The sequence below is a fragment of the Paraglaciecola sp. genome (genome assembly GCF_039942875.1).
In the GTDB taxonomy this organism is placed as follows: Bacteria; Pseudomonadota; Gammaproteobacteria; order Enterobacterales; family Alteromonadaceae; genus Paraglaciecola.
Genome location: NZ_JBDVBQ010000024.1, coordinates 97,937 through 118,834, shown reverse-complemented (window position 1 = coordinate 118,834; position 20,898 = coordinate 97,937). Strand labels below are relative to the sequence as shown.

The 20,898-nt window shown below is 37.8% G+C and carries 20 protein-coding genes; 7 read left to right on the top strand and 13 right to left on the bottom strand.

Annotated features, from left to right (window positions below):
• Positions 1-2 precede the first annotated feature (2 nt).
• Positions 3-773, bottom strand: coding sequence for a tRNA isopentenyl-2-thiomethyl-A-37 hydroxylase MiaE (gene miaE / locus ABJE44_RS07020; RefSeq protein ID WP_348112344.1), 771 nt, complete (start codon positions 771-773; stop codon positions 3-5).
• 284 nt (positions 774-1,057) lie between these two features.
• Between miaE and ABJE44_RS07015 the strand changes: the two genes are divergently transcribed.
• The 7 genes from ABJE44_RS07015 (at position 1,058) to ABJE44_RS06985 (ending at position 8,949) form a co-directional block, all read left to right on the top strand.
• On the top strand, positions 1,058-1,702 hold the full coding sequence (locus ABJE44_RS07015) for a TetR/AcrR family transcriptional regulator (protein WP_348112343.1): 645 nt from the start codon (positions 1,058-1,060) through the stop codon (positions 1,700-1,702).
• 141 nt (positions 1,703-1,843) lie between these two features.
• Entirely contained in the window at positions 1,844-2,827 is a 984-nt protein-coding gene (locus ABJE44_RS07010; RefSeq protein WP_348112342.1) for an MDR family oxidoreductase, read from the top strand.
• Between the two features lie 291 nt (positions 2,828-3,118).
• Complete coding sequence (locus ABJE44_RS07005) at positions 3,119-3,943, top strand: SAM-dependent methyltransferase (RefSeq protein WP_348112341.1); 825 nt, start codon at positions 3,119-3,121, stop codon at positions 3,941-3,943.
• A 52-nt stretch (positions 3,944-3,995) separates the two neighbouring features.
• Positions 3,996-4,205 carry a hypothetical protein gene (locus tag ABJE44_RS07000; protein WP_348112340.1) on the top strand — a complete coding sequence of 70 codons (210 nt, stop codon included), beginning with the start codon at positions 3,996-3,998 and terminating at the stop codon, positions 4,203-4,205.
• 27 nt (positions 4,206-4,232) lie between these two features.
• Positions 4,233-7,433 carry a response regulator gene (locus ABJE44_RS06995; RefSeq protein WP_348112339.1) on the top strand — a complete coding sequence of 1,067 codons (3,201 nt, stop codon included), beginning with the start codon at positions 4,233-4,235 and terminating at the stop codon, positions 7,431-7,433.
• 15 nt (positions 7,434-7,448) lie between these two features.
• On the top strand, positions 7,449-8,162 hold the full coding sequence (locus ABJE44_RS06990) for a methyltransferase domain-containing protein (protein WP_348112338.1): 714 nt from the start codon (positions 7,449-7,451) through the stop codon (positions 8,160-8,162).
• Between the two features lie 187 nt (positions 8,163-8,349).
• Positions 8,350-8,949, top strand: coding sequence for a Yip1 family protein (locus ABJE44_RS06985; RefSeq protein WP_348112337.1), 600 nt, complete (start codon positions 8,350-8,352; stop codon positions 8,947-8,949).
• Positions 8,950-9,035: 86 nt separating this feature from the next.
• Here ABJE44_RS06985 and purF read toward each other — a convergent pair whose 3' ends face one another.
• The 12 genes from purF to ABJE44_RS06925 all read right to left on the bottom strand — a co-directional run bounded on the left by purF (position 9,036) and on the right by ABJE44_RS06925 (position 20,884).
• Positions 9,036-10,553, bottom strand: a complete 1,518-nt coding sequence (gene purF / locus ABJE44_RS06980; RefSeq protein ID WP_133470323.1) for an amidophosphoribosyltransferase — start codon at positions 10,551-10,553, stop codon at positions 9,036-9,038.
• 13 nt (positions 10,554-10,566) lie between these two features.
• Positions 10,567-11,055, bottom strand: a complete 489-nt coding sequence (locus ABJE44_RS06975; RefSeq protein WP_348112336.1) for a CvpA family protein — start codon at positions 11,053-11,055, stop codon at positions 10,567-10,569.
• A gap of 136 nt (positions 11,056-11,191) precedes the next feature.
• On the bottom strand, positions 11,192-11,872 hold the full coding sequence (locus ABJE44_RS06970; RefSeq protein WP_348112576.1) for an SPOR domain-containing protein: 681 nt from the start codon (positions 11,870-11,872) through the stop codon (positions 11,192-11,194).
• A 4-nt stretch (positions 11,873-11,876) separates the two neighbouring features.
• Positions 11,877-13,169 (bottom strand): bifunctional tetrahydrofolate synthase/dihydrofolate synthase, encoded by a 1,293-nt coding sequence (gene folC, locus ABJE44_RS06965; RefSeq protein ID WP_348112335.1) that lies wholly within the window; start codon positions 13,167-13,169, stop codon positions 11,877-11,879.
• Positions 13,169-14,017, bottom strand: coding sequence for an acetyl-CoA carboxylase, carboxyltransferase subunit beta (gene accD / locus ABJE44_RS06960; RefSeq protein WP_348112334.1), 849 nt, complete (start codon positions 14,015-14,017; stop codon positions 13,169-13,171). Before accD ends, folC begins: the two co-directional genes overlap by 1 nt.
• 171 nt (positions 14,018-14,188) lie before the next feature.
• Positions 14,189-14,974, bottom strand: a complete 786-nt coding sequence (gene truA, locus ABJE44_RS06955) for a tRNA pseudouridine(38-40) synthase TruA (RefSeq protein WP_348112333.1) — start codon at positions 14,972-14,974, stop codon at positions 14,189-14,191.
• A 113-nt stretch (positions 14,975-15,087) separates the two neighbouring features.
• A complete protein-coding gene (locus tag ABJE44_RS06950; protein ID WP_348112332.1) occupies positions 15,088-16,434 on the bottom strand; it encodes a sigma 54-interacting transcriptional regulator in 1,347 nt (448 codons plus the stop codon).
• A complete protein-coding gene (locus tag ABJE44_RS06945; RefSeq protein WP_348112331.1) occupies positions 16,431-17,009 on the bottom strand; it encodes a hypothetical protein in 579 nt (192 codons plus the stop codon). The genes ABJE44_RS06950 and ABJE44_RS06945 overlap by 4 nt, the downstream gene beginning before the upstream one ends.
• Positions 17,006-18,415, bottom strand: coding sequence for a HAMP domain-containing sensor histidine kinase (locus ABJE44_RS06940; RefSeq protein ID WP_348112330.1), 1,410 nt, complete (start codon positions 18,413-18,415; stop codon positions 17,006-17,008). The genes ABJE44_RS06945 and ABJE44_RS06940 overlap by 4 nt, the downstream gene beginning before the upstream one ends.
• Positions 18,416-18,509: 94 nt before the next feature.
• Positions 18,510-18,785: a hypothetical protein gene (locus ABJE44_RS06935; protein WP_348112329.1), complete on the bottom strand. Its 276-nt coding sequence runs from the start codon at positions 18,783-18,785 to the stop codon at positions 18,510-18,512.
• A gap of 524 nt (positions 18,786-19,309) precedes the next feature.
• Positions 19,310-19,753, bottom strand: coding sequence for a TerB family tellurite resistance protein (locus tag ABJE44_RS06930; protein WP_348112328.1), 444 nt, complete (start codon positions 19,751-19,753; stop codon positions 19,310-19,312).
• Positions 19,754-19,840: 87 nt separating this feature from the next.
• Positions 19,841-20,884, bottom strand: coding sequence for an ABC transporter ATP-binding protein (locus ABJE44_RS06925; RefSeq protein WP_348112327.1), 1,044 nt, complete (start codon positions 20,882-20,884; stop codon positions 19,841-19,843).
• Positions 20,885-20,898 lie beyond the last annotated feature (14 nt).

Below are 20,898 nucleotides of genomic sequence, written 5' to 3'. Positions count from 1 at the left end.
TATTAACTGGCCACTTCCACAGCAAGTGGCCCGCTATGAAACCGAAACAAGTGATCACTTGATTGAACCAAGGCTTTTTCCTTTTCTGCGAAATAGGACACCCTTTCTGATATATTTTCCTTTGAAATTCTCTGGGCTAAAGATAGATAATCTTCAAAATGCCTAGCTTCAGACCGTAATAATGACACGTAAAATTTATTTAACTCTTCATCTAAATAGGGGGCTAACTTAGCAAACCTTTCGCACGAACGAGCCTCGATATATGCACCACAAATTAAGGTATCTGTTAACTTTACAGGATCATGGGTACGGACATACTTCATTAGGCCACGAGCATAACGCGCCGCTGTAAGGTTTTCATATTCGACTCCCCTACTTTGCATAATTTCTAACACTTGTTGAAAATGGTGTAGTTCTTCTTTTATTAGCAAAACCATCTTACTAATTAACTCATCACCATGCTCAAAATTAGATTTGCTAATTAATTTTTTTGATAAGTTAACATGCTGGCTAAAATCCCCCGTACCAATTTTACGATAAACAAAATCTTCAAAAGGTTTAAGCCAAGCTAATAACGCCTCACCACTTTCTTTATCTACTGCATATCGTCTTAACAGTAACATAGCTGTTTGCGCAGCCTTCAACTCGCAATTGGCATGATCAACTAATAGGACAGATAAATTCTCTGGCTTAATAGCTTCATCAATCCAAGCTTGAGGTGTTTCGCATTGTAAAAAGGCATTGATTGGCGCTAATAATTCAAAGGTACTCAATTAAATTCTCACTTAAAAATAAGCAGCCTAGAATATTAATATTGCTGCTAAAAATAGTTACACTGGTTTCTGATGGGCCCAATTATGCGTATATATGAAGAGCAAACAAGCGCTAATTAAGAGGTTTTTAAAATTAATATAGCCACTCAATCATAGCTTTATTCCAAGTAGATACTCTCTTATTTTACTTTTAATAACAGCTTTTTAAGCTCGCTTAAACAAACCTCTATCTTGATTAGAACGTACGATTGCAATTAATTAGACGATCGGTCTATAATAAAAATATGAAAAATATTGTTGATCAACAGACTAGACCTCGCAGAGGCCGCCCACATAAATCACCCAGAGACGACAGTGATACACGCGCCTTGTTAATTCGCAGTGGTGTAGAAGTGTTAACTGAAAGTGGCTTTGCCTCTGCAGGGATTGATAGAATATTAAAAAAAGTAGGAGTTCCTAAGGGTTCTTTTTACCATTATTTTAAAAGCAAAGAAGATTTCGGTCATGCTGTGATTGATAACTATGCCAATTACTTTGCTGCTAAGCTCGATAAATACTTACTTGATGAATCAGTATCGCCTATGCAGCGTTTTGTAAATTTCCTGAATGATGCCAAACAAGGCATGGTTAAATTTGAATTTAAAAGAGGTTGTCTAATAGGAAATTTAGGTCAAGAGGTCGCCATTTTACCAGAAAGCTACCGCTTAAAATTACAAGATATTTTTATTGTATGGCAAACCAAAGTAGAAGCATGCTTACTCGCAGCCAAGCGGCATTCAGAAATAAAAGCCGAACTTAACTGCAACCAACAAGCTGAATACTTTTGGATTGGTTGGGAAGGGGCAGTAATGAGAGCTAAGCTTCTTGAGTCAGTACAGCCATTAGAACTATATATGGACACATTTATCACAAGTATTATTGCTAACTAAATATTTAAGAGTTAGCTATATGAAAAGATGGCGAGCATTGGCTCCTGACAATTTTATCGTGCTGGTTGTAGAAATAATTACTTAGGAATAGTTACTTAAATTTAGGTGTAAATAGACGATCAGTCTAAATTGGAGTTAATCATGTTTAAAGGTATTTTAATCGAAAAAAACAATGACCATTATTCAGTGTCAATACGCTCATTAGAGGACTCTGAGTTACCTGAAGGTGACGTAACTATAGATGTCAGTTACAGCACTCTTAATTATAAAGATGGACTTGCAATTACAGGAAAAAGTCCTGTTGTTCGACGCTTCCCCATGGTTCCCGGCATCGACCTAGTGGGCACTGTCACTCAAAGTGATAGTGAAAGGTTTGTAGTAGGAGACCAAGTACTACTTAATGGATTTGGAGTCGGCGAAAACCACTGGGGAGGCCTTGCAGAAAAAGCCCGTCTAAACAGTGATTGGTTACTGAAATTACCTACAGGATTATCAGCAAAACAAGCTATGGCAATTGGGACAGCTGGCTATACCGCAATGCTATCAGTAATTGCACTAGAGCGTCATGGCATAACACCTGAGAAAGGTGACGTATTAGTAACAGGTGCTAATGGAGGTGTTGGCAGTTTCGCAATTAAACTATTATCTAAATTAGGTTACCGTGTTATTGCTTCAACCGGCAGGCCTGAAGAGGGTGAGTATTTAAAGGCATTGGGGGCAGCAGAGATTATTAATCGAAATACCCTATCTGAAGCTGGACGGCCTATGGGCAAAGAGCGTTGGATTGCCGCGGTAGATTCAGTTGGCAGTCATACACTCGCTAATATTTGTGCAGGCTTAAAATACGGTGGCATAGTCACTGCTTGTGGTTTAGCGCAAGGAATGGACTTTCCTGCAAGTGTTGCCCCCTTTATTTTACGTGGAGTCGCCCTAGCAGGCATAGATAGTGTGTATCGCCCTATTGCAGACAGAGAAGAAGCTTGGGCTAGGTTAGCCAATCTATTGACTGATGCGGACTTAGGCTCCATTGGCACTGAGATAGGCTTAGATAAGGTATTAACAACCGCAGAAGACTTGATAGCAGGTAAAATTAGAGGCCGTATTATGGTCAATTTACAACATTAATTTATTGTAAATTGAACCTCTAAAGTAATAAATAGGTATTGATAATAAGGCTTATCTTTATTTAATAAAACACCGCTAGCGTTGCCATAGTTGAAAATCATTTACAACGCTAGCTCCCCCACTTAACGATTGCTCAAAGACTTAACAAATTGATACGCGCAATCCCATTAGAAAACAAAAATGTCCTAGTTTAATAACGATTCTTTATAACTTCTTGCATTAGCGTTAATTTACTGATTACATTGGTAAAATAACATCTCGCTTCATTTCATATAGAAAGGTCACACAAAGATGGCGGACAGCCCTAACAACAAAGGCTCATTAACGATTGTAGGCACGGGAATTACCCTCTCAGGGCAAATGACTCTCATCACAGAAAGTGTCCTTGAAAATGCTGATATCGTATTGTCTGTAGTTACTCAGTCTGCGTTTATCAATTTAAAAAATATTAATAGCAATACCATCTCGTTACGAGACCTCTATGACGTTAATACTTCACGTTTAGTCACTTACCAGAAAATGAAACAGCGTATCGTCGATGAAGTAGAATCAGGTAAAAGAGTGGTCGCAGCTTTCTATGGCCACCCTGGGGTATTTGTTGACCCTTCCCATGATGCTATTGATGAACTCCGTAATAAAGGGTTTAGCGTAAGGATGTTACCGGGCATATCAGCCGAAGACTGCCTTGTAGCTGACTTAGGACTAGATCCTTCTCGCTTTGGATGTCAATCCTATGAAGCCACCCAATTTTTGTTCCGTCGTTATTCAATAGACCCACATATGCTACAAATTATCTGGCAGATTGGTTGTATTGCTGAATTCAATCACCCTAAAAATAAAACTGAACATCCGGGTTTAGCTACATTAATGGAAGCGTTACTTAAGTTTTACCCGGCTGATCACAAAGTGATTATTTACGAGGCCGCGACTATTCCTTTAGTAGCGCCGCGAATTGATGAAATACCTTTAAATGAACTCGGCTATATTGTGCCTAATACCATCAGTACCCTAGTGGTTCCGGGCTTGGGTTTACCAGAATATGATACTGAAACTATGGCTAAATTTGGCCTAACACCAGATACCTTTAAACAAAAATTATCCGCAGACAACGGCTAATAAAAAGCAACCCCGATAACAATCGTTAATATATTAATCACTGGAGAATATTATGACAGATCCTTTAATCGCATTTTTAATAGAATTAGATAAAGATGAAGCTTTAAAACAGAAATATTTAGCCGACCCGCAAGCTGTGGCTGAAAGCTATGGTTTGACACCAGCAGACATTGCAATATGTGTAAACAACGACGCCAAAGCAATGAAACAAAGGGCAGAAGCAGAAGGTGCAGATGTGGTACACATTTACCATGCTAACTAAAATTTAATTTGGCCAACAAGGTAGTTGATGAAAAATTTAAGGAACTTACTGGTATTATGCTTAATAGGGCCGCTACTAAACTGCATGTCGGCCTTTGCAAGTGAAGAGAAGATCAATACTTTATTAAATAAGGCCGAAGCTAACTTATTTGTTAATATCAGTGTAACTGAAGAACTACTAACTCAAGTCTCAATTTTACTTGAAGAAACAGAAAGTCTGGAGCACATGCCACGCTTGTTAAACCTGCAAGCCCATTTAGAGCTCATTAATCATAATTTAAACAGTGCTTACGCTAACGCAAAAAAAGCCGAGCAATTGGCCTTTAACATTGACAACCAATTACAGCTCGCTGAAGCCATTCGTAAACAGGGCATCATCAATTTTTTGCTAGGTTTTGATACAGATGCATTAGAACAACTGACAAAAAGTCTCACCATACACCAGCAACTAAATAGCAAATATGTTCTTCATAACCTGCATGCTATTGGCAATGTTTATTCTAACAATAATAATTGGGCTAAAAGCTTAATTGAAATCGGCGAAGAGTTGGTTAGTAAAGCAATTGCTTTCAATAATGTCACTTTTGAAGAGGAAGGTTATGGCTTTATTTTATCAGGCTTAATCAGGTTAGGAGATTATAAAGAAGCTAGTTTACGAGTAACTAAAATACTACAACAATTAAATACTCCAGAAAAAGACCGTCTTACCATCTATTACTACGCGGCCCTTGCGGAATCAAAACTTAATAATTACAAGCTGGCATTATACTATATAGACAAGCAACTTGAATTAACTAAGAACGCCGTTGCCCCACTCAGCAGATTATCCTATAAGTTATTAAAAGCCGAAATCCTTTTACTAGACAATCAAGATGCTGAGGCCTTAAAACTTTTACATGATGCAAACCTTCAAGCAAGTAAATTAAACTTTATTGCTTACCAAAAAAAAGCCCTTAAAAACCTAGCAAATTATTATGAAACAAGATCCGAACCTAAGTTAGCCTTAACATATTTTAAACAGTATGAAATGCTCACTGAACAGGAGTTCATTAAGAAACAAACAAAACAGTTGGCTTTTAGTCGTGCACGTCTAGAATTAGCACAAAAGAACCAAAAAATCACAGAGTTAGAATTATCCCAAAAACTAAATAAACAACAGAATACCTATCAACTTTATTTTATTACCCTAAGTAGCGCCATTATGACTTTGCTACTTTTTATGTATTGGCGCTCAAACCTGCAAAAACGCGTACTCAGAAAGTATTCGGATAACCTAAAACAGGCTTCGGAGGCTAAATCAGAATTTCTAGCACGAATGAGTCATGAAATCCGTACGCCCATTAATGCGATTATCGGTTTAACTAAGTTAAACAAAAAACCCTCTTTGAGTCAGTCTCAGCAATATACCAATCTGCAACAAATAGAAGAGTCTTCTAATACCTTACTAGGAGTAATTAACGATATCTTAGACTTTTCAAAAATTGAGGCTGGTCATTTGCATATTGAGAGAGTCGAATTTGAATTAGACAAAGTGGTCAATCAAGCCATGCGCTTACTCACTCTTAGAGCACAAAAAAAAGACCTTGAACTAATTGAATACATTGCCAGAGATGTGCCCCTCTTATTAAAAGGTGATGCTTTGCGTATTCAACAAGTACTCAACAACTTACTTAGTAACGCAGTTAAATTTACTCATCATGGCGTGGTGTCTGTGTCAGTAAACAAAAAGTATTCAGAGTCTGAAATTTTACTTGAATTTGCAGTAAAAGATACGGGCATTGGTATCAAGTCATCTCACCTTGACACTCTATTCGACCCTTTTACACAAGCAGATGAATCTACCACTCGGCGCTTCGGCGGAACTGGGTTAGGTCTAACCATAAGTAAACAATTAGTAGAATTAATGGGGGGGGAGATTTGGGCAGAAAGCCTACTAGGTCAAGGCTCAACATTTTATTTTACAATAAAAGTCACAGAAGCAATTCATGGAGAGCAAGCCAAAAACTTATCTGAAGAACACTTATCCATGATGAAGGTGTTATTAGTAGATGATGTTGAGCTTTCAAGACAGGCAGCTTCCAATGCTTTATTCAGATTAGATATCACTCCCGATGTTGCGGAAAATGGAACCCAAGCAATAAACAAAATCCGTTCAGCCGTTGAAGAAAATTCTCCATATCAATTAATCATTTTGGATTGGAAAATGCCAGACATTGATGGGATTGAAGTAGCATCAATTATTAAACAATCATTTTCCCCAAAACCGCAAATTATAATGCTCTCCGCTTACGATATGGATACCCTACAAGAATTAGGTAAACCTCTCGGCCTTGACGCTTATTTACAAAAGCCGATTAACAGCAGTAATTTGTTTAATGCGATTCTTAGATTAACCAATAAAAACCTAAAAATCACCTCTACCAAAAAGATAGCCCTCCCCAAAATTCCTAACCTTTGTGATATAAATATTTTATTGGTTGAAGATAATGAATTAAACCGCAAGGTTGCTAAAGGCTTTTTAGCAGATACTAATGCTGACATTGCGGTGGCTGAAAATGGCCAAATTGCTTTACAGATGCTCAAAGAGGCACCTTTGCGATACGGTTTGATCTTAATGGATATTCAAATGCCCGTAATGGATGGTTTGACGGTGACTTACAAAATACGCAATGAATTACATCTAAAAACACCTATTGTCGCCATGACAGCCCATGCAATGGCTGGTGATATTAATAAAAGCTTAGATGCCGGCATGAATGCTCACATTACTAAGCCAATCGATCCAGACTACTTATATAAGGTATTAAATAACGTATTATCAGCTAAAAATGAAGTCACTAACTTTACGCCACTTAAAGGTAGCTCTTCACACTTCAACGCTCTGTCTCTAACGCAAGTTGACTTTGCCGTAGCCAAACAACAACTTAGATTAGATGAGCACTCCTATTGGGAACTAGTCAATGACTTTATTAAATTAGAAAGCAGTCTACATCAGCTTACTGAAGCTATTAAATATAGTGATATAGATAAAATAAATAAAATCATACACTTATATAGTCCGTCTCTTGCCTACATTGGTGCTAATCAGCTCGCAAACCTAGCAAATCAAATCCTAGATATATTACGAGTAAAAGAAGTAAAATTAACAGATAGCACAATGGAATTAGTTATCGAATTTCACAAAGCAGCCTTGGAAGTTACCAAAACATTAAAACTCAAAACCTCATAAATATAGGACTTAACTTTGGCAAAAGTAGATATAAAAAAAGCATGGGTTAGAGAAACCAAATTTGGAGACTGGTTTCTGAATACTGATACTTGGTTGATTCATGTTTTACAAAGGGCTCTCAATGATTTGCAAACACTTATTCCAGCAGATAAACCTAAAGAATTTGGCACTATTTTAGATATTGGGTCAGGATTTGGGCATTCGCTTGTTGAGTTAGATGCTCGTTTCTCTCCAGATACTATTATTAGTTTAGACGTAGATCCGGATGTAATAAACAAAGCGGATGTCAATGCTAAAAAGTGCAAATCTAATATTCAATTTTTAGTTAACAATGCGGCACAAATTGACCTAGATGACCATTCCGTTGATATGGTGTTTTGTCATCAAACTTTCCATCATATAGTTGATCAAGAGTCTGCCATTAAAGAAATCTACAGAGTACTCAAACCCGGTAGCTGTTTAATGTTTGCTGAGTCCTGCCGTAGGTATATCCATTCAATGGTCATTAGAGTGCTATTTCGACATCCAATGCATGTACAAAAAACAGACTTAGAGTATTTAAGCTTACTTGAAAAGACTGGCTTCAATATTCAGGAAGCACAAATATCTAGACCCTTTTTATGGTGGTCACGGGCAGATTTAGGGCTTTGGGAAGCATTAACAGGTAGAATTGAAAATCCAACATCTCGTGAAGAAACCCTTATAAATGCGGTTTTGTATAGGTATTAGCTTTCACGCTTTTCAGCTAGGTAAATAAATATCTATACATCTCAACTACTTCAGGTTCAAAAAACATACAAGTAAATCAATGAAAAAGGTTGACGGTTAAACTATACTCAAACACAATAAATGTTAACTAAATGTAATCATTTTGTTTGGTTATTTTCATATCCGATAACATAAAAGAGGTAATTGTATGATTTTAAACCACCTGTGGGGTATTTATGCTCACCCAAATGAAGAATGGCAATCAATAGATCAACGCCACGAAAGTTATTTCTACAGCTTGAGTCACATCGCGATCATTTCACTGATACCCGCCTTAATGAGTTATTACTCATCTGCCCATTTGGGTTGGAGTATTGGTGTCGGAGACATTATTAAACTAACTCAAAAAAGCGCTGCATTTATGAGTATAGGTATGTATTTTGGTTTAATGATTGGCGTTATTGCATTGGCAATTTTAATACATGAATTAGCTAAAACTTTCGATGCGACTCCATCCTATACTCAATCTTTAGAGCTCGCTGCGTACACTGCAACTCCATTGTTTATGGTTGGCTTCGCCGCATTTTATCCGGTGCTTTGGTTTGTCATGGTCATTGGATTAATAGGATTAGCCTATTCTGTTTATCTACTCTATACGGGCACACCTATATTAATGCACATTCCAGAGGGCAAAGGATTTATATACGCAAGCTCAGTAGTGACATGTGGATTAGTCTTGTTAGCTATTTTAATGGCTGCCTCTGTTATTTTGTGGAGCCTAGGTATGGGTCCAGTTTATTCGATGTAAAAAGACCTAAACCTAATGTTAATTTAAACTAAAAAAGCCACTTCATTTTGAAGTGGCTTTTAAATTCACATTACCTAAAAATGATATTAGTCTTGACTCATATTGTACATTTCTAAGTTACTCAATTCGGTTTGAATACCTTTATTTTTAGCACCTTCATTTCGCATATCATCAATACGCTGTAGATAATGGTGATCAACATCTCCGGTAATGTAGTTACCGTCAAATACAGATGTCTCAAAACGTTTAATATTGGGGTTTAACTCACGAACGGCCTCAACCAAATCACTAATGTCTTGAAAGATCAGACCATCAGCTCTAATCAGCTCACTAATCTGGTGTATTTCACGGCCATATGAAATTAATTCATTAACAGACGGCATATCTATACCGTAAACATTTGGAAAACGAATTTCAGGTGCGGCTGACGCGAAGTATACTTTCTTAGCTCCAGACTCTCTGGCCATTTCTATTATTTGCTCTGAGGTAGTTCCACGAACAATAGAATCATCTACCAAAAGCACACTTTTACCCTTGAACTCGGACGGTATAGCGTTCAACTTGCGACGTACCGATTTACGGCGCATAGTTTGTCCCGGCATGATAAACGTTCGACCAATATAACGGTTCTTAACAAACCCCTGTCGATAAGGTTTATCCAATTCAATGGCTATTTGTAATGCAACATCTGTAGAGGTTTCTGGGATAGGGATGACAACATCTATTTCTTTATCAGCCCACTCTTTAGCAATTTTTTGGCCTAACTTACGTCCCATATTAACCCGAGAAGCATACACCGATATACCATCAATAAAAGAGTCTGGTCGTGCAAAGTAAACAAACTCAAAGATACAAGGAGCATTAACTGGGTTGTCTGCACATTGCTGTGTATGCAATTCACCCGCTTCTGTAACATAAATAGCTTCTCCAGGTTCTACGTCGCGAATAAAGGTAAATCCGACAGCATCTAGAGCTACGCTTTCAGACGCCACCATATATTCATCACCAAATTCGGTTTTACGTTTTCCGAGTGCTAATGGCCGTATCCCAAATGGGTCTCTAAATGCTAACATGCCATTGCCAATTATGGCCGCAACAACGGCATAAGCACCTCTAATTTTTTTATGCACCGCTGAAACTGCGGTAAAAACTTCTTCAGGCGTTAAATGTAACCCAGCACAATTTTGTAACTCGTGGGCAATAATATTTAATAAAAGCTCGGAATCAGATGTGGTATTAATATGTCGTCTGGCAACTTGAGCCACTTCATCTTTAAGTTCATGTGCATTGGTTAAATTACCATTATGAGCAAAGGCAATCCCAAAAGGTGAATTAACATAGAATGGTTGAGCTTCTGCAGAACTAGAGCTACCGGCGGTAGGGTAACGAGCATGGCCGATACCAAATTGCCCAGTGAGCCTTTTCATATGACGCGTATGAAAAACATCCCTCACGAGGCCGTTATCTTTACGTAAGTGAAATACGCCATTATCGACAGTTACTATGCCTGCAGCGTCTTGTCCTCTATGCTGTAGAACAGTTAATCCATCGTATAAGGCCTGATTAACAGGGCTTTTACCCACGATCCCGACAATACCACACATGCGATTTACCTTTTTATATGGGCTTTATAAAACTAGAGTTGTTTTGTAAGTACTCAAAAAACCACTCAATAATTAAACTAAACTCTGGAATAAGAATTGATGCACCCCACCAATCAGAATCAGACAATGGTGTAAATGTATCTAAAAAGAATAGCAAGGCGCTAACAATTAACACACCTCTTAAGCCGCCAAAAACCAAGCCAAGTGCCCTATCCGTCCCGCCCAGTCCTGAGAATTGCACAAGCTGTGAAATAAGATAATTAACTAAACCACCCACAATCAAGGTAGCGACAAAAAGGATTGCGATTGCAATACCGTTGCGGATCATATCATCCTCGAATCGAGTTAAATATGTTGCAAGATCAGCATAAAATTGACTAGCAATAAAAAAAGCACTAAACCAGATGGCGAGGGAAATAGCTTCTTTAACAAAGCCCCTGATTAAGCTAATAACAGCGGAGAGTATAATCACACCAATAATGGTGTAGTCTATCCAATTCATAAGATTCTTTAAAATTGCTCTGTAGGCATGAAATATAGACCATTTAGTCAATAAATTAGTTTATAAATCAAAGAATTAAAATCGCGCGCATTCTATCAAAAGGATAAATGAAAATCCTACTAATTTTACTGTTAGATTACTGAACAGTAAACGGAGTCACTCTGCCTTGTAATTTGGTCACTTCTTTTAAATGTGACAAAGACTCTTCTAATTTACTTTTTTGCAAATCTGGGCCGACAAAAACCTTAGTCAAAACCCCTGAACTAGTAGTAACAGGGCGGCTAAATGCGCGATATCCTGCTTTTTCTAGTACATTAAGTAAATCATTCACATTTTTCTTATGGCGAAAGCTGCCTAGTTGTACCACCCAACCTGCACTTAATTCGGTGGTTTTCGAGTTTTCTTCTACAATCGTATCCTTTTCTAAACGGCCTAGCTCGATAGGTTTATCCTTAGCTGGAGTGGTGATAGGTTCAGATTCAAGTTCACTTTTATTATTTTTCTGTTTTTCTGATTTTGAATCTTGAGATTTATTACTCCCCAGGTTTGTTGTTTTCACCGGTACATTTTCGTTTTGAGGATCATCTAAAGCTTGCTCTGACACGACCTCAACTTTTCGAGTTGCAATGCCTTTAATTCTGTCAACATCGATATCACTTGGCACTTCTACTTTGTGAGTTGCTGGTGTAGGGGGGAGATCTACAAACGAACTTTGTGTAGTTTGCTTTTTACCGTCTAACAAATCCGGTAGAAAGATTACTGCTATTGCCACGACAATGATTGTGCCTACCAGCCGGTTTTGTAATGCCGAAGTCAATTGATTACGCCTCTTCAATAAGGGAAAGCCCCTTTAAATTCAATATTTCAGCCACCGTAAAAAATGAGCCAAATACAACAACTAAGTCTTCTTGTTGTGCAGTGCCTAGCGCACTTTTATAAGCTTCAACAACGGAATCAAAGTTTACCACTTTTTTATTCGATGTTAAGTGAGATGCAATGACATTTGCAGATGCCCCTCTTGGAACGTTTAAATCTGCACAATACCAACTTGTAACAATATCTTCCATTGGCCTTAAGCTAGCCTTAATATCCTTATCAGCCAACATAGCAATAACTGCGATAACACGATTACAACCTGTCCCTAATTCCTCAATTTCATTAGCCAACAAAGCTGTAGCCTGAGGGTTGTGGGCGACGTCAAGTAATACAGTAGGTGCAGATTGAATAAAGTGTTTTCTACCCATCAACTTTGTTTTCAAAATTATTTTGGAAAGTTGTTCGTCGTTATACGTTTGACCTAGTAGTGATAGCACTTTCAAACCGGTTGACACGTTCTGTGCTGGGATCATAGGTTTCGAAATTTGTTGATGATGATGAACACCGTCATCCCAGTGGAATCCGTTATTATCAACAAAATATTTAAAATCTTTTGCTTGCCAATAAGCTTTAACTTGAAATCTTTTCACTTCGTCAAGTAAGGTCTTCGGTGGCTCAGGCTCACCTATTACAACATCTATGTCGTAACGAAAAACCCCCGCTTTCTCGATGGCAATTTCTTCTCTAGTTTCACCTAACCAATCTTGGTGATCTAAACCAATACTCGTAATAACAGCTAAGTCAGGATCGATAACATTTACAGCATCTAACCTCCCCCCTAACCCAACCTCTAACAAAATATAGTCAGCATTTGATTGTGCCATTAAGTACAAAGCTGCAAGGGTACCAAACTCAAAATAGGTAAGAGCAATATCCTTGCGGGCTATTTCTACTTGCATAAAGCTAAGACAATGACTCGCCTCTGGTAACATTTTATTCTGAATTCGAACACGTTCACGATAGTCAATTAGATGTGGAGAGCTAAATACTGCAACCGACTGTTTTTTTGATAATAATGCTTGTTCAATAAAGGCACAGGTTGTGCCTTTACCATTTGTTCCTGCAACGGTAACTACTGTTTTATGACTAAAACTAAGGTTCAGGTTTTTAAAGACTTGGGAAACACGATCTAACCCTAGCTCTATATTACTAGGGTGAATCGACTCTAAATATTTTAGCCAAGTCTCCAAATTCCATGTGTGTTGTTCTAAACGTGTTGGAGCAGAGATATCGGACATTAATGATGCTGATGATGGAGTTTAGATAATATGCTAAATATTTTATCACGCATCTCACGACGATCAACAATGATGTCAATGGCGCCTTTTTCTAACAAAAACTCACTTCTTTGAAAACCTTCTGGTAAAGTTTCTCTAACCGTTTGTTCAATTACTCGAGGGCCTGCGAAACCTATCAATGCTTTTGGTTCTGCGACATTGACATCACCTAACATGGCTAAGCTAGCTGAAACTCCTCCCATAGTAGGGTCTGTCAACACTGAAATGTAAGGTAAACCTTTTTCACTCATTTTAGCCAAGGCAGCACTTGTTTTTGCCATTTGCATTAAAGACAGTAATGCTTCTTGCATTCGCGCCCCACCACTTGTAGAAAAACAAATAAGCGGCATGTTATGTTCTAGGCAAGCTTCTACAGCTTTAACAAACCTAGCGCCAACCACAGAGGCCATAGAACCTCCCATGAAGGCAAACTCAAATACGGCCACTGCTACTGGCATACCTTGCAACTTACCTTGCATTACCACTAATGCATCTTTTTCATTAGTCTTTTTCTGAGCACCGCTGATACGGTCCTTATATTTTTTTGAGTCTTTAAACTTAAGAATATCTTGGGGTTCAAATTCAGCCCCTAACTCCAGACGCTCACCTTGATCAAGAAAACTATTGATGCGAGCACGTGCTGTAATTCTCATGTGGTGATCACATTTTGGGCATACGCCAAGCTGCTTTTCTAGCTCAGTTTTATATAAAACGGCATCACATTCTCCACACTTAGTCCAGATACCTTCTGGAACATTACTTTTGGTAGAGGACTTAGTCCGCGGTAGTATTTTTTCTATCCAACTCATTTCAAAACCCTACTTTACAATCTGTCCGAACAACAAATTGAAACTATTTAGATAATATACAACGCATTTTTTGTTTCTATTCGAGAGCGTCATGGTTGATCATTCGATCAAAAGAGCCACTATTAAATCACATCCTACAATTATCACGAAACTTAAACTGGTCTTAGAAGTTTAGTCAGCCATAAAAAGTGGGCCTAAAGGATGATTTGGCAAAGTAAACTCTTCTGGATAGGTAACATGAACTAAATATAAACCGTGAGGTTTTGCTGTAGCAGCAGCCTTAGTTCGATCTCTACCCTCTAATATTGTTTTCATCCAAGTAACTGGCTGTTCTTTCTGGCCAATAACTAATAAAGAACCTGTAATGTTGCGTACCATATGGTGCAAAAATGCATTAGCTTGGACATCAATTACAATATAGTCACCAAAACGTTTAACACTGATATACGTTAAGCTCCTGACCGGCGTGTTTGCTTGACAATTGACGGCTCTAAAAGCACTAAAATCATGCTTACCCACTAAAAATTGCGCTGCTTCATGCATCAATTTGGAATCAAGGTTAGCATGAATATGCGTCACCCCCTTAGCCAAGATACTATTACGCATACGATTATTATAAATTATGTAACGATAACGCCTAGCTGTGGCAGAAAACCTTGCATGAAAATTCTCATCCATGGTTTGAACCCATTTTGCTGCGATTGAATCAGGTAAATAACGATTAACCCCTATTGTCCACGCTTTATCAGGTCGTTGACAAAGAGTATCAAAATGAACAACCTGGGAAGTCGCATGTACACCTGCATCTGTGCGTCCAGCACACACAATATTAATTGGCTCGTCAGCTATCTTAGATAAAGCTTCCTCAACATGCTGTTGCACACTGGTTACGCTCTGTTGTCGCTGCCACCCATGATAGGGAGCCCCATTATATTCAATACCCAAAGCAATTCGCATTAATGCCTGCTACCTCAACAAAATTGCGCGTATTGTAAGGAAGTTAGCTTCAAAATACAGTGATTTTTACTAATCAGAAAACAATTAAACAAATGCTTTAAATCCCTATGGTTTTAGGCTCTCTTAAAATCAGCCGATTGCAAGTCATGCTTTTTCATTAACTTGTGCATATCTGTACGATTTCTGCCCGCAATTTCTGCAGAGCGAGTCACGTTACCATCAGTCATTTTTAATAATTTAAGTAAATATTGATGTTCAAACGCATCTCGAGCTTCAGTTAAAGTTGGCCATTTTTTATCTGTTGCCGATAAAGCTTGCTCCACTAAATGGGATGCAATCACAGGCGTATGGGTTAAAGCAACGCATTGCTCAACAACATTCACTAACTGCCTAACATTTCCAGGCCACTGCGATGTAGTCAATATTTGTAATGCATCATCTGAAAAACGACTGACCTTAACTTGGTGCCTAGCCGCACTACTTTTTAACAAATGTCTTGCTAACAATGGAATATCTTCTGAACGCTCTCTTAATGTAGGTAGTCTCAGATTTACAACATTTAAACGGTAATATAGATCTTCTCTAAAGTTTCCATCTGCCATCTCCTTATTTAAATTTTTATGCGTAGCAGAAATCACTCTAACATCAATAGGAATTTGTTTACTTCCCCCCACAGGCCGTATCATTTGTTCTTGAAGTGCTCTTAACAATTTTACCTGAAGTGGTATTGGCATATCGCCGATTTCATCTAAAAATAACGTTCCGCCATCAGCTTCTCTAAAGAGACCTTTATGTTCATTGATAGCACCAGTAAAGGCTCCTTTGGCATGGCCAAACAACTCTGATTCAAGTAGGTTTTCAGGTAACGCTCCGCAATTAATTGCTACAAACGCTTTGTCTGCTCTTTTACTCGCCTTATGAATAGCGCCAGCTAATAACTCTTTTCCTGTTCCACTGGCACCACTGATTAGTACACTGACATCTCTTTGGGCAACACGAAAGGATTGATCTAAAAGTTGCTCCATCTGCATTGAGCGAGTAATAATATTCTCACACCATGGTTCCTTTTGAAGGGTAGACTTCTGACTCACTGCCTTTGTCATTAAAGTGCGCAACTCATCATGATCTATTGGTTTTGCAAGAAAACCAAATACCCCTCTTTGCGTAGCTTCAACGGCATCTTGAATGGTGCCATGAGCTGTCATTAAAATGACCGGGATATCTTTTCTTAGCGCCATCATCTCTTCAAATAAGCTTAGCCCATCTAGGCCCGGCATTCGTAAATCACTGAGAACTACATCGAAGTTTTGTGCACTTATCAATTTTAATGCTTCTTTGCCCCCAGATGCACTTTGTACGTTATATCCTTCCCCTTGTAGCCTGATTGTCATTAATCTTAATAAATTTTCATCATCATCCACCAACAGTACACTTGGATCTAATTCATTGGATTGACTCATTGTTTGTCCTCTTGCCCATTTTTTAACATCGACGCCTCAATATTTAACAATTGCTCAATTTGATTTTGTTGCTCTTCCAATTTCAGCTTTTGTTGTGCTAATCGTAAACGCCATTCTTCAATACTCGCTACTTTTTGAGTATTGATCTTACTTAATGTCACCAGGGCAGACTCCAATTCCAACAAACTCTGACTCGGTGTATACAAAGCCACTTTTAAAAACTCTCTCATACCATCATTTAATTTCGGGAAAACAACATCAGCCCACATTTGCGCTCTCAGACGGTTTTGATAAGGAGTACTTTTCCCCTGACTAAGTAATACTTTTTTCAAGATATCAGCATCCGTTTCGCCTAATGTGTCTATTTTAGCTTTGCGCTCAGGCCAATCGATACTTTCAATATCCGCCCAATACCCTAGCCAATAGTGAATATCACAATCAATATTGGTATGTTTTACTTTCCATATACAATAGGTCTGCGTGTTTTTTGGTTGACTAACTGTTTGATTAGTTTGTAAAAGTTCACAACTACTTATTAAAAACAGCAATGAAACAAATAGAAAATTTAACTTCATACACTCACTTCTTTATTATTTGGTATCTGCACTCTAATACACACATCCGCGTAATCAACATCAACCATTAATGCTTTACCGAACATCATTTTGGCACAGTCAGATACAATAGATAACCCTAAGCCAGAGCCCGTAACACGATCATTACGTACCCCTTCACCACGACTAAATGGTTGAAACAGCAAACTTCTTTGTTCTGGTTCAATCGGCGTTCCTCTGTTTGAGAAGTCTAATATTTGCAATTCTCCATCACTATAAATACGAATATCAATTGGTCTACCTTTACTTCCATGGGCGATAGCATTAGACAATAAGTTATCAACTATCCTCCGATATAACTTTTCATCGGCATATAAAACTGAAATATCTAATTGCATATTAATTTCATTACCATGCTGCTGAATCGCCAACCTATTATCTGTAATAAAGTCATTAAAAAAAGTCTGTGTATCAAACTCACAAAATACTGGCTTAGATTGTTGCAATAAAATATTGTAATCGAGTAATTGCACGATCAATAGATTCAGTCTGTCTGTACTGCTGTTTAGTAACTGTAGAACTTCTTTTTGCTGTTCGTTTAAAGCCCCCACCACTTCTTCGGTTAATAATGAGCACCCTTCTTTAATACTGGCTAAAGGGGTTTTTAATTCGTGGGATGCGTGGCGCAATAAAGCATGACGTAGACTTTCCAACTGCGATAACCTTGACGCTAAACCATGGAGTTTATGCTCTAATGAAATCAGCTCTTTTGGGCCAGATTTAGAGACATTAGGTAAGTTTTCATCTTGACTTGCAATCGCGCTAATCACTTCCTCTAGCTTAATCACTGGTTTTAAAATAGTGTTTATACCAATCACAATTAATAGAAATGATATGCTCACTAAAAATGCAGTGAGCCAAAATTGAGTTTGCCTAACAGAACTCACATACAACTGCTGTTCATGAATACGTTCATCTAATTGCGCATCTATTTGAACCACTAAGTCTGACTGCCGATTTCTAAACTCAGCAAATTGTGCATCCAACAAAAGCTGATCTTCGTCGGCTGAAAAATTAACAATCCAACCTAATCGCTCATCTAAAGCCAAACAATTTTGTTGTTCGATAACTTGCTGGCAAATGTAATCCTTATATTCTACGAAACGAGTTACAGACTTATCAATTAAGTCCTTCAACGCTTTCTTTTCTAGTATATTGTACTGTCGAACCAATCTTTCTATATCGATAGACAAATTTTCCATTTTGCTTACTCGACGAACTAAATTGACAGAATACTCTGCTTCATCGTTAGCAATTTCACCTATCTCACCAAAGGTGAGTTGACTGTAGCCAACCAACATGGCTAAGGGCACTAACACCACTACAAAACTTACAAATGTAAGTTGTCGTAACGAGCTAAGTTGCATAACCATATCCTTAAATTAGTTTTTAATTAGCCACTTATGTAAAAAGGCCGAGTTCTTCGGCCTTTTTACATAAGTTATTCGTTTCGTTATTTTTTCAGTCAGACTCTACCGTGCTTGGCTTCTGCACGATAGCAATTTTGGCTTTCTTAAGTTCAGTTTTACTAATTTTACCATCATTATTGCAATCAATTGTTCCAAAAGCTGCAAGGATTTTGGGCTCAACCACTGACTCTCTGAGGGTTATATGACCATCTTTATCCAGATCAAGTTTTTCAATTAATACATTTGTTGCTAGAACTGGCCTAGAAAAAACGACTATTAAACACCAAGCCAAGGAAAAAATTCCAGTTACACGATTAGCATTTCTCATTCCTTTTACCTATGTAATTCACTTTAAAATAAGGCATCCATGCCACAATTAAATTAACCTTGGTTAATTAAAAAGAACTAATGCTATCGTTTGCAAACGCCAATGCAGTCAATATTTATGTAAATACACTAATTCTCTTCACCATACTCTCAATCCATAAATGTACCCGAGGAACCAATTCAAGTTGAGTATGATTATCTCAAAACACAATTCATAGATCATGCCATATATATATTACTTTTAATATTCAATAACTTAAAAATAAAAAAAATTAAATATTCAACTTTAAAATTAAAAATGTTTCTTTCTGAAGACACTTAATATTTATAATTTTAGACTGATAACTCAATTCGATTAAATCGTTTTAATACCTAAAGCCTAGAGAACTATCAATTTAGGCAAGACTCGAAGACTAATGGCTTAAAACATCCATTCCATTGATATAGAATATTTAAAAAAAATAGTAAAATTTAAAGACTATAAAGCTGTTGTATATAGCAGACATCATAAATAATCACGGAATATTACAATGATTTAGAGGCTAGTTTGCTTTGTATAAACTCTCTATGTGGGATATACAACAAATCTGCAATTTTTCGGATAGTGTATTCTTCATCGGGGCTCAATTCGTGGTCTGCGTAGGCTATTGACCATAAAGAGTCTAATACGTTTCGTTTTTCATCTGGTCCATAAAAATTATTCAATACTCGAGTAAACTGTTGGTAGTCAATCGCATCTTCCGCCTCTGTCTTAGTCAAATCACATAAAGCAGTTAAATCTGATTGAGACAAAGAAAAGTGCTTGTTCAATTGCGCTTGGTAGTTGTTAACCTCACTTTGTTCAAATTTATGGTCAGCGCGCATTACTTCATATAACAAAACGGCTGTTGCTAGCTCTATACTTGGTTTGCTTGATTGTTCGTTAAGCTCTAACCGCTGTGTAAACCACTTATTTATTGCTGATAACATGTTGGCCTCAAGTAGGTTGGTTGTATATGTTAACTATCATGAAAATATGCCCTTCTCGGAGCCAATTTCGATTGCTCTAAACTCACTTCAAATGTCAGTTGAAAATACAATTAAATGCTCAATATCTAAGCGAATACCAAACATTTCATCGACCCTATGGTCATGATGGCTAGGGGCTAGACATAACACTGTTTGTTTACTTTCAACTTGCAGCTCTAACTCATACAAAATATGCGCCCCCTGAAAAGACCGCGATACCACTTTAGCCAAAGTATTACTGCTATCGTCGTGTATAATATCGTCAGGACGCACCAGAAATTCTAATCTGCTCCCCACCTTAAAAGAATACTCAGAGCTAAGCTCAAACTCTCCCAAATCACTCTTTATCATATTATGGGGTTGCGCTTGGGCCTGTAAAAATACTCCATCACCAATAAAGCTAGCCACAAACTTATTCACCGGTTTGTGATACAAACTATAGGCATTAGACCATTGCAATAACTGTCCTGCCGACATCACGCCAATAATATCAGCCATAGCGAAGGCTTCATGCTGATCGTGGGTAACCATAAGTGCAGTAGTATTTTCATGCTTTAATATGCTACGTATATCTTTTGCAAGATCATCTCGTAATTCGGCATCTAAACTTGAAAAAGGTTCATCCAACAATAATAAATCTGGTTTAGGGGCCATCGCTCTTGCTAATGCAACTCTTTGTTGTTGGCCACCAGATAATTCATGAGGACGACGATTTTCATAGCCAAATAACCCCACTAACTTCAATAGTTCCAACATTCGTTTTTGTTTGAGCGCTTGTTGTTGATGCAAACCAAACGTAATATTTTCAGCAACGGTAAGGTGAGGAAACAATGCATAATCTTGAAACACAACAGCAACTTTACGAGCTTCCGCTGGCACCATAACATGAGTATCACTTACCACTGTATTTCGTAAAATTAGGCTGCCAGATGAGAGCTTTTCAAATCCAGCTATAGCTCTTAATACAGAGGTTTTACCACAACCTGAAGGGCCTAATAAGCAACCAATTTGTCCAGCTAACAGCTTTATACTAACGTTATCTACAACCACTTCATTTTTATAAGCAACACTAGCATGATGGAGGTTTAACATTGCGTCCTCAGAAG

Excerpts from the sequence above, each read along its gene's own strand:
- ABJE44_RS06975 (WP_348112336.1), bottom strand. The coding sequence starts at position 11,055 with ATGAATTGGATAGACTACACCATTATTGGTGTGATTATACTCTCCGCT.
- purF (WP_133470323.1), bottom strand. The coding sequence starts at position 10,553 with ATGTGTGGTATTGTCGGGATCGTGGGTAAAAGCCCTGTTAATCAGGCC.
- ABJE44_RS06935 (WP_348112329.1), bottom strand. The coding sequence starts at position 18,785 with ATGAGAAATGCTAATCGTGTAACTGGAATTTTTTCCTTGGCTTGGTGT.
- ABJE44_RS06985 (WP_348112337.1), top strand. The coding sequence starts at position 8,350 with ATGATTTTAAACCACCTGTGGGGTATTTATGCTCACCCAAATGAAGAA.
- ABJE44_RS06925 (WP_348112327.1), bottom strand. The coding sequence starts at position 20,884 with ATGTTAAACCTCCATCATGCTAGTGTTGCTTATAAAAATGAAGTGGTT.
- ABJE44_RS06995 (WP_348112339.1), top strand. The coding sequence starts at position 4,233 with ATGAAAAATTTAAGGAACTTACTGGTATTATGCTTAATAGGGCCGCTA.
- ABJE44_RS06930 (WP_348112328.1), bottom strand. The coding sequence starts at position 19,753 with ATGTTATCAGCAATAAATAAGTGGTTTACACAGCGGTTAGAGCTTAAC.
- truA (WP_348112333.1), bottom strand. The coding sequence starts at position 14,974 with ATGCGAATTGCTTTGGGTATTGAATATAATGGGGCTCCCTATCATGGG.
- ABJE44_RS07000 (WP_348112340.1), top strand. The coding sequence starts at position 3,996 with ATGACAGATCCTTTAATCGCATTTTTAATAGAATTAGATAAAGATGAA.
- ABJE44_RS06950 (WP_348112332.1), bottom strand. The coding sequence starts at position 16,434 with ATGAGTCAATCCAATGAATTAGATCCAAGTGTACTGTTGGTGGATGAT.
- folC (WP_348112335.1), bottom strand. The coding sequence starts at position 13,169 with ATGTCCGATATCTCTGCTCCAACACGTTTAGAACAACACACATGGAAT.
- ABJE44_RS07015 (WP_348112343.1), top strand. The coding sequence starts at position 1,058 with ATGAAAAATATTGTTGATCAACAGACTAGACCTCGCAGAGGCCGCCCA.
- ABJE44_RS07010 (WP_348112342.1), top strand. The coding sequence starts at position 1,844 with ATGTTTAAAGGTATTTTAATCGAAAAAAACAATGACCATTATTCAGTG.
- ABJE44_RS06940 (WP_348112330.1), bottom strand. The coding sequence starts at position 18,415 with ATGCAACTTAGCTCGTTACGACAACTTACATTTGTAAGTTTTGTAGTG.
- ABJE44_RS06945 (WP_348112331.1), bottom strand. The coding sequence starts at position 17,009 with ATGAAGTTAAATTTTCTATTTGTTTCATTGCTGTTTTTAATAAGTAGT.
- ABJE44_RS07005 (WP_348112341.1), top strand. The coding sequence starts at position 3,119 with ATGGCGGACAGCCCTAACAACAAAGGCTCATTAACGATTGTAGGCACG.
- accD (WP_348112334.1), bottom strand. The coding sequence starts at position 14,017 with ATGAGTTGGATAGAAAAAATACTACCGCGGACTAAGTCCTCTACCAAA.